Raw genomic sequence first — 15,332 nt, forward strand, 5'->3', positions numbered from 1 at the left:
GGGCAAGGAGCGGATGAAGCTGCGCGACATCCTCGGGGTGCTGCGCAACTCCTACTGCCGCACCGTCGGCGTCGAGTACATGCACATCCTGGAGCCCGAAGAGCGGCACTGGATCCAGGAGCGCGTCGAGGTCCCGCACGAGAAGCCCCCGGCCACCGTGCAGAAGTACATCCTCTCCAAGCTCAACGCGGCCGAGGCGTTCGAGACGTTCCTACAGACCAAGTACGTCGGCCAGAAGCGGTTCTCGCTCGAGGGCGGCGAGACTGTCATCCCGCTGCTCGACGCGGTGCTGGACAAGGCCGCCGAGCACGAGCTGGACGAGGTCGTCATCGGTATGCCGCACCGCGGCAGGCTGAACGTGCTGGCCAACATCGTCGGCAAGCCGATCTCGCAGATCTTCCGCGAGTTCGAGGGCAACCTCGACCCCGGCCAGGCGCACGGCTCCGGCGACGTGAAGTACCACCTGGGCGCCGAGGGCAAGTACTTCCGGATGTTCGGCGACGGCGAGACCAAGGTGTCGCTGACCGCGAACCCGTCGCACCTGGAGGCCGTGGACCCGGTGCTGGAGGGCATCGTCCGGGCCAAGCAGGACATGCTCGACAAGGGCGGCGAGGGCTTCACCGTGCTGCCGGTCGCGCTGCACGGCGACGCCGCGTTCGCGGGCCAGGGCGTGGTCGCCGCGACGCTGAACCTGGCGCTGGTGCGCGGTTACCGCACCGGTGGCACGGTGCACGTCGTGGTGAACAACCAGGTCGGCTTCACCACCGCGCCCGAGCACTCGCGCTCGTCGAAGTACTCGACCGACGTGGCGAAGATGATCGGCGCGCCGGTGTTCCACGTGAACGGCGACGACCCGGAGGCGTGCTGCTGGGTCGCGAAGCTGGCGGTGGAGTACCGGCAGGCGTTCAACAAGGACGTCGTGATCGACATGGTCTGCTACCGCCGCCGCGGCCACAACGAGGGCGACGACCCCTCGATGACGCAGCCGGCGATGTACGACGTGATCGACCAGAAGCGCTCGGTGCGCAAGACCTACACCGAGTCCCTGATCGGCCGCGGCGACATCACCGTCGAAGAGGCCGAGAAGGCGCTGCAGGACTTCTCCAGCCAGCTGGAGCACGTCTTCAACGAGGTCCGCGAGCTCGAGAAGCACCCGGTGACGGTCAGCCCGTCGGTGGAGGCCGAGCAGCAGATCCCGGCGAAGCTGCCCACGGGCATCAGCCGCGAGGTGCTGGAGCACATCGCCGACGCCCACGTGAACCTGCCGGAGGGCTTCACGCCGCACGCGCGCGTCAAGCCGGTGCTCGACCGCCGCGCCAAGATGGCGCGCGAGGGCGGCATCGACTGGGCGTTCGCGGAACTGCTCGCGCTCGGCTCGCTCACGATGGAGGGCCGCAAGGTCCGTCTGGCCGGTCAGGACTCGCGCCGCGGCACGTTCGTGCAGCGCCACGCGACCCTGGTCGACCGCAAGACCGGCGACGAGTACACGCCGCTGCAGAACCTGTCGCCGGACCAGGGCAAGTTCATGGTCTACGACTCGGTGCTGTCGGAGTTCGCCGCGCTCGGCTTCGAGTACGGCTACTCGGTCGCGAACCCGCAGGCGCTGGTGCTGTGGGAGGCGCAGTTCGGCGACTTCGTCAACGGCGCGCAACCGATCATCGACGAGTTCATCTCGTCCGGTGAGGCCAAGTGGGGTCAGCGTTCCGACGTCGTGATCCTGCTGCCGCACGGCCACGAGGGCCAGGGCCCCGACCACACGTCGGGCCGCATCGAGCGCTGGCTGCAGCTGTGCGCCGAGGGCTCCATGACCGTCGCGGTGCCGTCGACCCCGGCGAACTACTTCCACCTGCTGCGCCGCCACGCCCTCGACGGCGTCGACCGCCCGCTCGTGGTGTTCACGCCGAAGTCGATGCTGCGCCTGAAGGCAGCCGTCAGCGGCACGGACGAGTTCATCAACGACCGCTTCCAGTCGGTGATGGACGACCCGACGATCAAGGACCCGAACGCGGTCACGAAGGTCCTGCTGTGCAGCGGCAAGATCTCCTACGAGCTGCACGCCGAGCGCGAGAAGCGCGGCGGCGGCGACGTGGCGATCGTGCGCGTCGAGCAGCTCTACCCGGTCCCGGCCCGCAAGCTGACCGAGACCCTGGAGCGCTACCCGAACGCGAAGGACATCCGCTGGGTGCAGGAGGAGCCGGCGAACCAGGGCGCGTGGCCGTTCTACGGCCTGGCCCTGCCGGAGCTGCTGCCCGAGCACCTGGGCACCGTCCGCCGCGTGTCGCGCCGTCCGATGGCCGCCCCGTCGGCCGGATCGAGCAAGGTGCACGAGGTCGAGCAGCGCGAGATCATCACCCGCGCGTTCGAGTAAAGCCCGCATGAACGGACGAGCCGCCGGATCCACCAGGGTCCGGCGGCTCGTTTTCTGAAGCCACAACAGGAGAACTGCGATGTACCACACCGATCGCGGCATCGAGGAGCTCGAGAACCGGCGCGGCGAGGAGGAGGTCACCTTCGCGTGGCTCGCCGACAAGCTCCGCGCGTTCGTCGACGCCAACCCGGACTTCGAGACCCCCATCGAGCGCTTCGCCACCTACCTGGCGCGCGACGACGACGATTTCGAGGACTGAGCTACCAGGCGTAGGCCTCCGGCGCCGGCTTCGACCCGTTCGGCGCCGGTGCCGGGAACAGCTCGTCCAGCTTCCCCAGCACGTCCGCGTCGAGCTTCAGCTCCGCCGCGCGCAGCGAGTTGTCCAGCTGCTCCCCGGTGCGCGGCCCGATGATCGGCGCCGTGACGCCGTCCTGGTGCAGCAGCCACGCGAGGCCGACGTTGGCCGGGTCCTCGCCCAGCTCGGCGCACAGCTTCTCGTAGGCCTCGATCTGGCCGCGGTACTTCTCCAACGCGTCGGCGGAACGGCCGGACGCGCCGCGCGACGCGGTGCCCTCGCGCTGCTTGCGCAGCACACCGCCCAGCAGGCCGCCGTGCAACGGTGACCACGGGATCACGCCCAGGCCATAGTGCTTGGCGGCGGGCAGGACCTCCAGCTCCACCCAGCGCGTCATCAGGTTGTAGATCGACTGCTCGGACACCAGGCCGAGGAACCCGCGGGTGCGCGCGGCCTCCTGCGCCTGGGCGATGTGCCAGCCCGCGAAGTTCGACGAGCCGAAGTAGATGACCTTGCCCTGCTGGCGCAGCACGGAGAAGGCTTCCCAGATCTCGTCCCACGGCGTTTCGCGGTCGACGTGGTGCATCTGGTAGAGGTCGATGTAGTCGGTCTGCAGGCGCTTCAGGGAGGCGTCGCAGGCCCGGCGGATGTTCAGCGCCGACAGCTTGGTCTCGTTCGGCCAGTCACCCATGCTGCCGTAGAGCTTGGTGGCGATGACCGTCTTCTCGCGACGGGTGCCGCCCTGGGCGAACCAGCGGCCGATGATGTTCTCGGTGACGCCCTCGCCCTGCTTCCAGCCGTAGACGTTGGCCGTGTCGAAGAAGTTCAGGCCGTGTTCGTGGGCGCGGTCCATGATCGCGTGGCTGTCGGCCTCGGACGTCTCGGGACCGAAGTTCATCGTGCCGAGGCACAGGCGGGAGACGGACAGGCCGCTGCGGCCGAGGTGGGTGTACTCCATGGCTCCTACCCTGCCCCTCACGAACTCCGAGTGCCACGTGGAGCTGCTCCAGCTCGGGGGAACGGCTACTCCCACTCCCACTTGATGCCGTGCGCGGTGCCCGCCTGGGCTTCGGGCACCAGCAGGTGCGCCGCGGCGGTCGTGCCGATCCACAGCTCGCCCGTGTCCACGTCCGGCGCGTCCGGCCCCGACCGGCTGAAGCTGTGGCAGCGCACGGGAACCGCGCCGGGGTGGAACTCGACCTCCAGCACGTAGTTGCGCAACGTGCGGAGGAACGTGCGGTCCGCGCAGAGGCTGTCCGCGCCGGGGTCGGAGATCAGCCGCAGGTCGACGAGCGCGGTGTCGCCCGCGCGCAGCACGCGGTCGAGGATGATCTCCGCGACGAGCAGCTTGCGGTCGTCGTCCCTGCGCACCCTGCCCACGCGGCACGACCTTTCGGCGACGATGTCGCCGGGCGAGAGGTCGGTGCCGTCGGCGGTCTTCGCGAGGAGCATCCGGTCGACGCCGTCCTCGAACGCCTCGATCACCGCGCTGCTGCGGATCTCGACCTCGCGCCGGTCAGGGCCGATCAGCACCCGGTCCCGCACGCTCAGGTACCTGGCGGGGGCCGGCAGCAGCTTGTCGACGCGGGCGATCTCGCGGCCCAGGTCGATCGCGGCGTCGCCCCAGATGCCCTCCAGCGCGGTGGCGCGCTCGACCCACCGGCCGCGCGGGCGCCTGTCCCCCAGCCTGCCGGTCAACGCGCCGGGTGAGAGCTGCAGGATCTCCTCCAGCGCCGCGACGGCCGCGAGCGACTCCGGGCGTTCCGGACGGCTGCGGCCGCGGCGCCAGTAGCTCAGCGTCGACTGGCTGACCTGCAGTCCCCGCTGCTCGAGGTGGTGCTGGACGCGCTCCAGACTGAGGCCGCTGACCTCGACGGCCCTGGCCAGCTCCTCGGCGAATTCCGGCACGGTCGAATGCTACGACCGGTGATCACCGCAGCACACCGCCACAGTTTTGACAGTATTGACAACTGAAGTTTCGAACCTGTTATCCGGCGCACAACTCGCGTTAGTTTCATGGTGTTCCGCAGTTCATTCCCCCGCGAGGAGAAACCTGATGCGAGCACGGCATCGCGCCCCCGGCGAGGTGGTACCGGATATCGCCGCCACGGCCGCGCAGATGTCAGCTGCGATCCGGTTGACCTGGCCGAACACCGTCGCCCGAATTCTTGACGCGAGAATCAGGAATGGGCGCACGGACCCCGGGAATGGCATGACGAAGGACTGAGAACTCGCCGTCGCCGCAACCCTGCAGCGGCGACGGCCCTCCCGGCGCCCTCGATGCACAGGCCGAATGCGGCTCGGCTGAGCGCATCGATCTTCTGGGGGCGCTTGCGGTGGGGGTGGCAGTAGCGGCCTACTCCCACTCCCACCGCACTCCATAGATCCCGGGCTTCGAGTTGCGCACGTGGATGTGCGTCGACGCGGTCGTCCCGATCCACAGGTCGTTCAGCGCGGTCTCCGATTCCTGCAGCGACGGCCGCGCGAACTGGAAGCACCGCGCCGGCACCGCGTCCGGGTGGAAGTCGATCTGCAGCACGTAGTCGCCCACCGGCCGCAGGAACCGCCGGTCGCAGACCTCGCTGTCCGCGCCGGGCCTCATCCGGACCCGGTAGTCGACGAGAGCCGTCTCCCCCGCCCGCAGCATCCGGTCGAAGAGGACCTCCGCGACGAGGAACCCGGTGGCGTCCTCGCTGCGCACCCGCCCGAGCCGGCACGGCGGTCCGGCCTCGATGGTGGCCACGCCGAGGTCCGTGGCGTCGGCGAGCTGGATGGCCAGGAACCTGTCGACGCCGTCCTCCAGCGCCTGCACGATGCCCGTGCAGTGCATCTCGACCTCACGCCGGTCCGGCCCGATCACCTGCCGGTCCTTCACGCTGAGGTACGTCGACGCCGTCGGCTGCAGCCTGTCGATGCGCGCCATGACCTCGCCGAGGTCGGTGGCGCGCGAGTCCCACATGTCCTCCAGCGACATCGCCTGGCCGACCCACCGCCCGCGCGGGCGCTTGTCGCCGAGCCGATCCGTCAGGAAGCCCTCGCCGAGGCCGAGCAGCTCCTCCAGGGCCGTGACGACCTTCAGCGACTCCGGCCGTTCGGGCCTGCTGCGGCCGCGCCGCCAGTAGCTGAGCGTCGAAAGGCTCACCTGCATGCCCCGCGCGGCCAGGTGGTGCTGGACGCGTTCGAGGCTGAGACCGCTGTTGTCGACGGCTTTCGTCAGGGCCTCCGCGAAGTCCACGGCGCCACCGTACGGCCCTGACGTCCTCCGCCAGTAGGCCCACACGGAGGGTGGTACGTCTTCAGTCCTAGATGGACCGTTCTCCCCGACGCCACACCGCGTGCGTCAACGGAACGCCCGGCCGGTACGCCAGATGCGTGATCGACGGCGCGTCCAGCACGTGGAGGTCAGCCTGCGCACCAGGCCTGATGACACCGACGTCGTCACGGCGCAACGCCCGCGCGCCGCCCGCCGTCGCCGCCCACACGGCCTCCTCGACCGTCATCCGCATCTGCAGGACCGCTGTCGTCACGCAGAACGCCATCGACGAGGTGTAGGACGAACCGGGGTTGCAGTTGCTGGCCAGCGCGACCGTCGCACCGGCGTCGAGCAGGGCACGGGCGGGAGGAAGCGACTGGCGCGTCGACAGGTCGCACGCCGGGAGCAGCGTGGCGACGGTTCCGGACGACGCCAGCGCGTCGACGTCCGCGGCCGACAGGTAGGTGCAGTGGTCGACCGACGCGGCGCCGAGCTCCACGGCCAGCCGCACGCCGGGGCCCTCGCCGAGCTGGTTGCCGTGCACGCGCAGGCCGAGTCCCTTGTCCTTGGCCGCCTCCAGCACCGCCCTGGACTGGTCGTAGTCGAACGCGCCCTTCTCGCAGAACACGTCGGCCCAGCGCACGAGGGGTGCGACGGCGTCGAGCATCTCGCCGCGGACCAGGTCGACGTAGGTGTCGGCGTCCTCGCCGGGCGGGACGAGGTGGGCGCCGAGGAACGTCACCTCGTCGGCGTGCTCGGCGGCGATGCGGGCGCTTCGGATCTCGTCGGCGACGTTGAGGCCGTAGCCGGTCTTGGTCTCGATGAACGTCGTGCCCTGCTTCAGCGCCTCGGCGACGTGCCTGCGCACGACCTCCGACAGTTCGGCGTCGCTCGCCTGCCGGGTCGCGTTGACGGTCACGGCGATGCCGCCCGCCGTGTAGGGCTTGCCGGCCATGCGCGCGCCGAACTCGGCGGTGCGGTCACCGGCGAAGACGAGGTGGGTGTGGCTGTCGACCCAGCCGGGCAGCACGGCACGGCCTTCGACGTCGACCTCCGAGTCCGCGGCGGGAGCCTCCCTTGCCGGCCCCACCCATGCGATCCGCTCGCCGTCGATGACCAGCGCGTCGCCGGCGGACTCGCTGTTCGTCGTCAGCTCACCGATGCCGGTGATCAGCACGCTCATGCCCACAGCTCCTCGATCGCGTCCGCCAGCAGCCTGCCGACGTCTCCCAGGGTCTCGTGCACGCCCTTGCTCGCGATCACCTTGCCACCCACGACGACAGTGTCCACATCGGACGCCGTCGCCGACAGGAACACCTGCTGCGGCAACGATCCCGCGGTGCGCGGCGTCGAGCAGCTGATCGCCACGAGGTCGCAGGGCGCGCCGGGTTCGATGCGCCCGCCGTCCCAGCCGAGCGCGGAGTGGCGGGTGGCGGCCTGGAGCAGTTCCTCCGGTGTGAAACGGCCGCGCTGACCGGTGCGGAGACGTTCGCCGTGCTCCAACGCGCGGGTCTCCAGCAGCGGGTCGACCACCGCGTGCTGGTCGCTGCCCAGCGACAGCGGGCTGCCCGCGTCCGCCAGTTCGCGAGCAGGGCCGATGCCGTCGGCGAGGTCGGCCTCGGTCGTCGGGCAGAGGCACGCGCCCGTGCCGGAGCCGCCCAGCAGCGAGATGTCCTCGGGCGTCAGGTGCGTGGCGTGCACGGCCGTCGTCCGAGGTGACAACGCTCCGGCCTCCGCGAGCAGGCCGGTCGGCGTGAGGCCGTAGGCGGCGAGGCAGGCCTTGTTCTCCGCGGGCTGCTCGGACAGGTGAACGTGCAGCGGGGCGTCCGGGAACGCCTCCGCCACCACGCGAAGCTCCGCTCGCGGGACCGCGCGGACCGAGTGGATCGCGGCACCCACGCGCATCACCTCATCCGACTCGAGCTCGGAGACCCTGGACGCCCATGCCTCGGCGGTGCCGTCGGAGAAGCGCTCCTGCACCTCGGTGAGCGGCTGGTCGATGCCGCCCGCGAGGTAGCAGGTGTCGAGCAGGGTGAGGCGGATGCCCGCGTCCGCGGCCGCCTCGCGCAGGCAGTGGGCGAACTCGTTCGACCTGTCGTGCACGTAGTGGAACTCGCCGACGGCCGACACCCCGGCGAGCGCCATCTCGCCGTAGACCGCGCGGGCGAGCCGGTAGTACGACTGCGGGGTCAGCTTGGACGCCAGCGCGTACATCCCTTCACGCCACGTCCAGAACGTCCCGCCGCCGTCGTGCGTGCGACCCCGGAGCGCCCGGTGGAACGCGTGCGAGTGGGCGTTCGCGAAGCCCGGCACGACAACGCCGTACAGCCTCCGCACTCCCAGCGGAATCGTGTCCACCGTGGACACGTTCGTGATCCTGCCGTTCTCGGCCCTGATCAGCACGCGTTCGGCGAGCCCGCCGGGCAGCCAGGCCCGCTCGCACCAGAAGTTCACGAGGCGAGGTGTTCGATCGCGGCGGCCAGTGCCCTGACGCCTTCGTCGACGTCGGCCTGCTCGGCGAACTCCTCCGGCGCGTGGCTCACGCCGGTCGGGTTGCGCACGAACAACATCGCCGTCGGCACGTGCGCGGCGAGGATGCCGGCGTCGTGACCCGCACCGGTCGGCAGCGCCGGAACGCCGCCGAGCGCTGCCGCGATGTCGTCCCTGAGGTTCTGGTCGAAGTACACCGTGTCGCCGTACGACTCCTCGGTGATCCGCAACTCGCAGCCCTCCTCCTCGGCGGCGACGTGCGCCGCCTCCGAGATCTCCGCGACCATCGCACGGGTGCGTGCGTCGTCGCTGTCGCGCGCGTCCAGCCACACGTCCACAGTGGACGCGATGACGTTCGTGCCGCCGGGGTTGGGAACGATCCTGCCGACCGTCGCGCGACCTCCTCCGCGAGCTGCTCTGCGTGCTGCCAGAACGAGTTGCGAGGCCGGGAGCATCGGGTCGCGGCGGTCCTCGATCAGCGTCGCGCCGGCGTGGTTGCCCTCGCCGGAGAACGTGAAGCGCCACCGGCCATGCGCGAGGATGCTGCTCGCCACGCCCACCGGCACCGTCAGCCCACGGCCCTGTTCGACGTGCAGCTCGACGAACCGGCCGATGCGCCTGAGGGCTTCTGAGTCCTTGCCGGCCAGCTCGGGGTCGTAGCCCGCCGCCTTCATGGCCTCGGCCAGCGTGATGCCGTCCGGGTCCTTGAGGTTCAGCGCCTTGTCCCTGTCGATGGCACCCGTCAGGAGGCGGGAGCCGAGGCAGGCCACGCCGAACCGGCCGCCTTCCTCTTCCGCGAAGACGGTGACGGCGAACGGCCTGGCGGGCGTGAAGCCCTTGGCCTGCAACAGGTCGACGGCCTGCAACGAACTGGTCACCCCGAGCGGGCCGTCGAACGCGCCGCCGCCGGGCACCGAGTCGAGGTGGCTGCCGGTGACGAGCGCGTCGTCGCCGGGCTCGCCCCACCACGCCCAGAGGTTGCCGTTCCGGTCGGTCTCGACGTCCAGGCCGCGCCGGACGGCCTGCTCGACGAACCACCGGCGCAGCTCGAGCTCGGGCCCGGCGTAGGCGTGGCGGGAGTAGCCGCCGCGCTTGGCGTCCCGGCCGACGTCCGCGATCTGCTCCAGCATCACGCCACCCCCGGCAGGCTCGCGCAGGGGTCCCCTCCCAGGGGGTCCCCTGATTCCATTGTCCCAGGTAGCACCGACAATTTCGGAGCGCTCGCGCGGAATCCCCTCGGAGCACTCGCGCAGGGGTCGCTCGGCGCGCTCGCGCGGGAATCCCCAGGCACGCTCGCGCAGGGTCCCGGCACGCTCGCGCAGGGGTCCCCTCCCGGGGGTCCCCCGATTTCAATTCTCCCAGCGAGGTCTGACAATTTTCAGCCCTCCATCGGGATGCGCACGCCCTTGTCGGCCGCCACCGCCCTGGCCTCGTCGTAGCCTGCGTCCACGTGCCGGATCACGCCCATGCCGGGGTCGTTGGTCAGCACCCGCTCGATCTTCTGCGCCGCCAGCTCGGTGCCGTCCGCCACCGTCACCTGGCCCGCGTGGATCGAGCGCCCGATGCCCACGCCGCCGCCGTGGTGGATCGACACCCACGTCGCGCCCGAGGCCGTGTTGACCAGGGCGTTGAGCAGCGGCCAGTCCGCGATCGCGTCCGAGCCGTCGGCCATCGCCTCGGTCTCGCGGTACGGCGACGCCACCGAGCCGCAGTCCAGGTGGTCGCGGCCGATCACGATCGGCGCGGACAGCTCGCCGGACGCCACCATCTCGTTGAACTTGAGGCCCGCGAGGTGCCGCTCGCCGTAGCCGAGCCAGCAGATCCGGGCGGGCAGGCCCTGGAACTCGACGCGCTCGCCCGCCATCTTGATCCACCGGGCGAGCTGCTCGTTCTCCGGGAAGAGCTCGAGGATCGCGCGGTCCGTGGCGGCGATGTCCGCCGGGTCTCCCGACAGCGCCGCCCAGCGGAACGGGCCCTTGCCCTCGCAGAACAGCGGACGGATGTACGCGGGCACGAAGCCGGGGAACGCGAACGCGCGGTCGTAGCCGCCGAGCTGCGCCTCGCCGCGGATCGAGTTGCCGTAGTCGAACACCTCGGCGCCGCGGTCCAGGAACCCGACCATCGCCTCGACGTGCGTGACCATCGACGCCCGCGCGCGGTCGGTGAACTCCTCGGGCTTCGCGGCGGCGTACGGCGCCCAGTCCTCCAGAGCCACGCCCACCGGCAGGTACGCCAACGGGTCGTGCGCCGACGTCTGGTCCGTCACGATGTCGACGGCGACCTCGCGGCGCAGCAGCTCGGGCAGGATCTCCGCCGCGTTGCCCACGACGCCGACGGACACGGCCTCACCGGCGGCCTTCGCGGCCAGCACGCGTTCGATCGCCGAGTCCAGATCCGAAGCGATCTCGTCGAGGTAGCGGGTCTCCAGGCGACGCTGCGCGCGCTGCGGGTCGACCTCGATGCACAGTGCGACGCCCTCGTTCATCGTCACGGCCAACGGCTGCGCGCCACCCATGCCGCCGAGACCCGCGGTGACGGTCAGGGTGCCCTTCAACGTGCCGTTGAAGCGCTTCGTGGCGACCGCGGCGAACGTCTCGAAGGTGCCCTGCAGGATGCCCTGCGTGCCGATGTAGATCCACGAACCGGCGGTCATCTGCCCGTACATCGTGAGGCCCTCGGCCTCCAGGCGGCGGAACTCGGGCCAGTTCGCCCAGTCCGGCACGAGGTTCGAGTTCGCGATCAGCACGCGCGGCGCCCACTCGTGCGTGCGCATGACGCCGACCGGGCGTCCGGACTGCACGAGCAGCGTCTCGTCGGCCTCCAGCGCGGCCAGCTCGCGGGAGATCGCCTCGAACGACGGCCAGTCGCGCGCGGCCTTGCCCGTGCCGCCGTAGACGACGAGGTCGTCGGGGCGCTCGGCCACGTCGGGGTCGAGGTTGTTGTGGAACATCCGCAGCGCGGCCTCGGTCGACCACTGCTTGGCGGTCAGCTCGGTACCTCGTTCAGCGCGAACAACCATCACAGAGCTCCACTTCGAATCAGGGCCTCGGCGGCAGCGATCTCGGGTGCGAGGTGGCGGTCGGGGCCGGGGCCCTGGACCGTCTCGCGCAGCTTCGCCACGGCGGCGGCCGTCGCGGGGGCGGGCTTGAGGGGCGCGCGCAGGTCGAGGGCGCGCGCGGCGGTCAGGAGCTCGATCGCCAGCACGGTGGTCAGCCCGTCCACGGCCTTGCGCAGCTTGCGGGCGGCGGACCAGCCCATCGACACGTGGTCCTCCTGCATCGCGGAGGACGGGATCGAGTCGACGGACGCCGGCACGGCCAGGCGCTTGAGCTCGGACACGATCGCGGCCTGCGTGTACTGGGCGATCATGTGGCCGGAGTCGACGCCGGGGTCGTCGGCGAGGAACGGCGGCAGGCCGTGCGAACGTGAAACGTCGAGCATCCGGTCGGTGCGGCGTTCGGCGATGGACGCCACGTCGGCGAGCGGGATGGCGAGGAAGTCCAGCACGTAGGCGATGGGCGCGCCGTGGAAGTTGCCGTTCGACTCGACCCGGCCGTCCGCCAGCACCACCGGGTTGTCGATCACCGACGCCAGCTCGCGATCGGCGACGGTCGCCGCGTAGGCCACCGTGTCGCGGGCGGCGCCGTGGACCTGCGGCGAGCAGCGCAACGAGTACGCGTCCTGCACGCGGGTGCAGTCGGGGCCGCGGTGCGAGGCGACGATCTCGGAGTCGCGCAGGAACGCGAGCATCCGGGCAGCTGAGAGGTTCTGGCCGGGGTGCGGGCGCAGCGCGTGCAGCTCGGGCTCGAAGACGCGGTCGGTGCCGAGCAACGCCTCGACGCTCATGGCGGCGGTGAGGTCGGCGATGTCGAGCAACCGGGTGAGGTCGGCGATCGCCAGCGCCAGCATGCCGAGCATGCCGTCGGTGCCGTTGATCAGCGCGAGGCCTTCCTTCTCGGCCAGCCGCACCGGTTCGACACCCGCCTCCGCCAGCGCCTCCGCGGCGGTGACGAGCTCTCCCGACGCGTTGCGGACCATGCCCTCGCCCATCAGCGCGAGCGCGCTGGCCGACAACGGCGCGAGGTCGCCGGAACAACCCAGCGAGCCGAACTCGTGCACGACGGGCGTGATGCCGGCGTTCAGCACCGCCGCCATCGCGTCCACAGTGGACAACCGGACGCCGGTGTGGCCGGTGGAGAGGGTGCGCAGGCGCAGCAGCATCAGCGCGCGGACGACCTCGCGCTCGACCTCGGGACCGGAACCGGCGGCGTGCGAGCGGATCAGCGACCGCTGCAGCTGGGCTCGGCGGTCCGGCGGGATGTGCCGGACGGCGAGCGCCCCGAACCCGGTCGAGACGCCGTAGGTGGGGCGTTCGGCCGTGGCGAGCTGTTCGATGTGGCCGCGGGCGGTGGCGACCGCCTCACGGGCCGCCGCGGTGATCTCCACCGGGGCGCCGTCGCGGGCGACGGCATGAACGTCCTCGAGGGTCAGAGGCTTGGGACCCAGCTCCACCGGTTGTCGCATGCAGACATCACAGCGCTCCGGGGCCGGCTCAGCGACCCCGGAGCGCGTGATGGCGTCTGGTACCCCAGACGGCTGCCTAGATGCCCTTGCCGAGCCAGTCCGCGTCCGGGTGGTCCATGTGCTGCAGCGAGACCCGGTTGGCCACGCTCACCAGGGCTTCGTCGCTCCTCATCAGGGCCTCGTTGCTCTCGGGCTCACCTGCCACGGTGAGCCACAGCCCGCTGTCCTGCACCACGAGCGAGCCGTTGCCGACGATCGCGCCCTTCTTGCCGCGCACGGCCACCGGCGCGCCGCCGGTCTGCGCGGGCGCGGTCGTCGACAGCGTCACCACGAACTGCTCCGAGCGCCACTGCGCCGTCCACCGGTTCAGCGTGCTGCCCCAGATGTCGCTCGCGGGCTTGCCGTCGAGCGAGAACGGCGCGAGGTAGCTGAGCTTCGCGTCGGACCGCACCGAGTCCGCGACGCGCATGGCCGTCTCCCGCCCGTTCGCCTCTCCTCGGACGGACACGCTGAGCACGTCCTGCGCCTGCCACACGAGCTCGGTGGTCGTGCCGGGCGACTGGCCCTGGACCGTCTTCACCCACGCCTTCAGCCCGCGGACGCTGGTCTCCAGCCACCCGCCGAGGTCCGGCAGTTCCTTCTGGCTCGTCAGGCTGATCCGGGCGTCACCGGTCTGCTGCGTCGGGTCCTCGTCCTTGATGCCGGCCGGCACCCAGACGCGGGTGGTCTTGTCGCCGACGCTGCGGAACGTCTCGACGTACCCGTCCGGCATCCAGTGCGGCGTGTACTTGATCTCGACGCCGTGGCCGGTGCCCGGCATGAGCGCGGCGGCGGCGTTGTCCGAGGTCGGGGGCGCGTACCTGTCGCTGGCGATGATCCCCGCGAAGATCAGGACGGCGACGGCGGCCACTCCGGCGGTGGCGATCAGGAAGATGTTGCTGCGCTGCTGCTTCCGCTTGCGCCGCAGGGCGTTCAGCGTCGGCCCCGGATGCGGGGTGCGTTCGGCGAGCTTGCCGAGCGCGTCCTTGATGAGCTGTTCGGTGTCGTTCACGACAGGCCCTCCCCGAGCCGCAACCCGACACCAGCGGGTTCCGGCGTGTGTTCCATGCGGAGTGTGGCCAGCGCACGTGAGATGTGGCTGCGCACGGTTCCCTCGGCACAACCGAGCATCTGTGCGATCTCCGAGTCCTCGTAGTTCTCGTAGTAGCGGAGCACGACCGCGGCCCGCTGTTTGCGGGGCAGCTTCGCGATCCGCTGCAACATGGCTTCCCGCTCGTCGTAGTGGTGCGTCGTGTCCGAGACGGGCGGGGTGACGGACTCCAGGGTCGACATGGAGAGGGCGACGTCCTTGGCTGCCCTGCGTCTGCGCCACGAGAGGTACTCGTTGGTCACCATGCGCTTGACGTAGGCGTGAGGGAGGTCGACGGATCCGATGCGGTCCCACTTCTGCTGCGCACGCAGCAGCACTTCCTGGACCACGTCCTGGGCCAGGTGCGGGTCGCACGTGAGCACGGTGGCATAGCGCAGCAACGGGGTCACCTGTTCTGCCACGAAGTCATCGAAACTCGGTGTCAATCCCGACCCCCTTCAAAACCGTCACACCCCTAGAGACGCGTCTCGGGCCTGTTCTGTTGAGTGTGCCCTGATGTAGTAACGGCGTGGGCTGCATCACGTGGGAAAATCACCTCCGTGGGCAGCAGCAGTGACGTTCCCGCGCTGCGGCGAGGGCTGGCGGTCCTCCGGCTGCTCGCGGGCAGGCCGGGGCCCGTCTCCGCGGCGTCGGTGGCGCGAGAGCTGAACCTGCCCAGGTCAACGACCTACCACCTGCTCTCGGAACTGACGGAGGCGGGCTTCGCCACCCACTTCCCCGAGGAGAAGCGCTACGGCCTGGGCGTGGCGGCGTTCGAGCTCGGCTCCGCCTACCTGCGCCACGACCCGCTGGAACGCCTCGCACGCCCTCTGTTGCGCAAACTGGCCGATCGGATGGAAAAGGTCGCGCATCTGGGTGTCCTGCACGGCGCGGAGGCCCTGTACCTGGTACGCGAACAGCCCCGGCAACCCCAGTCGATCGTCTCCGACGTGGGCGTCCGCCTCCCGGCCCACCTCACCGCCTCCGGCAGGGCGATGCTCGCCCACCTGCCTCCGGCGCAGGTCAGGGCGCTGTTCCCGTCCGTGGAGTCGTTCGTCGACCGCACCGGCCGCGGCCCGCACAACCTCCCGGCGCTGCGCCGCGTGCTGACGTCGGAACGCCGCCAGGGCTGGGCGGTGGAGGACGGCTTCGTGACCGTGGGGTTCGCCTCGGTGGCGGCCCCGGTGTTCGACCACGGCGAGCGCCCGATCGCGGCCATCACGCTGACGTTCCGGCACCTGTGCGACACGTCCTGCGGCCAGGCCTGGCCGGA

At 70.7% G+C, this 15,332-nt stretch carries 13 protein-coding genes; 3 read left to right on the plus strand and 10 right to left on the minus strand.

Features of this window, described 5'->3' with window-relative positions:
- The coding region (locus VM306_RS36015; protein ID WP_325523007.1) for a multifunctional oxoglutarate decarboxylase/oxoglutarate dehydrogenase thiamine pyrophosphate-binding subunit/dihydrolipoyllysine-residue succinyltransferase subunit at positions 1-2,368 on the plus strand (2,368 nt) is incomplete at its 5' end.
- A 79-nt stretch (positions 2,369-2,447) separates the two neighbouring features.
- On the plus strand, positions 2,448-2,627 hold the full coding sequence (locus tag VM306_RS36020; RefSeq protein ID WP_325523009.1) for a DUF6104 family protein: 180 nt from the start codon (positions 2,448-2,450) through the stop codon (positions 2,625-2,627).
- A gap of 1 nt (position 2,628) precedes the next feature.
- On the opposite strand, the gene VM306_RS36025 is transcribed toward VM306_RS36020, so the two are convergent.
- From VM306_RS36025 to VM306_RS36070, 10 genes are all read right to left on the minus strand, one after another.
- The gene (locus VM306_RS36025) at positions 2,629-3,621 is read right to left on the minus strand and encodes an aldo/keto reductase (protein ID WP_325523011.1); all 993 of its coding nucleotides are present in this window, start codon (positions 3,619-3,621) and stop codon (positions 2,629-2,631) included.
- A 65-nt stretch (positions 3,622-3,686) separates the two neighbouring features.
- Positions 3,687-4,571: a hypothetical protein gene (locus VM306_RS36030; RefSeq protein ID WP_325523013.1), complete on the minus strand. Its 885-nt coding sequence runs from the start codon at positions 4,569-4,571 to the stop codon at positions 3,687-3,689.
- A gap of 448 nt (positions 4,572-5,019) precedes the next feature.
- On the minus strand, positions 5,020-5,898 hold the full coding sequence (locus tag VM306_RS36035) for a hypothetical protein (protein WP_325523015.1): 879 nt from the start codon (positions 5,896-5,898) through the stop codon (positions 5,020-5,022).
- A 67-nt stretch (positions 5,899-5,965) separates the two neighbouring features.
- Complete coding sequence (gene hutI, locus VM306_RS36040; RefSeq protein WP_325523017.1) at positions 5,966-7,099, minus strand: imidazolonepropionase; 1,134 nt, start codon at positions 7,097-7,099, stop codon at positions 5,966-5,968.
- Positions 7,096-8,370, minus strand: coding sequence for a formimidoylglutamate deiminase (locus VM306_RS36045; RefSeq protein WP_325523019.1), 1,275 nt, complete (start codon positions 8,368-8,370; stop codon positions 7,096-7,098). Before VM306_RS36045 ends, hutI begins: the two co-directional genes overlap by 4 nt.
- Positions 8,367-9,536: an allantoate amidohydrolase gene (locus VM306_RS36050; protein WP_325523021.1), complete on the minus strand. Its 1,170-nt coding sequence runs from the start codon at positions 9,534-9,536 to the stop codon at positions 8,367-8,369. The genes VM306_RS36045 and VM306_RS36050 overlap by 4 nt, the downstream gene beginning before the upstream one ends.
- Before the next feature lie 248 nt (positions 9,537-9,784).
- Positions 9,785-11,425: a urocanate hydratase gene (gene hutU / locus VM306_RS36055; protein WP_325523023.1), complete on the minus strand. Its 1,641-nt coding sequence runs from the start codon at positions 11,423-11,425 to the stop codon at positions 9,785-9,787.
- Positions 11,425-12,930, minus strand: a complete 1,506-nt coding sequence (gene hutH / locus VM306_RS36060; protein WP_325523025.1) for a histidine ammonia-lyase — start codon at positions 12,928-12,930, stop codon at positions 11,425-11,427. The genes hutU and hutH overlap by 1 nt, the downstream gene beginning before the upstream one ends.
- Positions 12,931-13,006: 76 nt before the next feature.
- Entirely contained in the window at positions 13,007-13,981 is a 975-nt protein-coding gene (locus tag VM306_RS36065; protein ID WP_325523027.1) for a hypothetical protein, read from the minus strand.
- On the minus strand, positions 13,978-14,505 hold the full coding sequence (locus VM306_RS36070) for a SigE family RNA polymerase sigma factor (protein ID WP_325523029.1): 528 nt from the start codon (positions 14,503-14,505) through the stop codon (positions 13,978-13,980). The genes VM306_RS36065 and VM306_RS36070 overlap by 4 nt, the downstream gene beginning before the upstream one ends.
- 114 nt (positions 14,506-14,619) lie before the next feature.
- Here VM306_RS36070 and VM306_RS36075 point away from each other — a divergent pair.
- Positions 14,620-15,332 (plus strand): IclR family transcriptional regulator (locus tag VM306_RS36075; protein ID WP_325523031.1); only part of this gene is annotated, 713 nt, incomplete at its 3' end.

Source organism: Lentzea sp. (assembly GCF_035525475.1).
GTDB lineage: Bacteria > Actinomycetota > Actinomycetes > Mycobacteriales > Pseudonocardiaceae > Lentzea.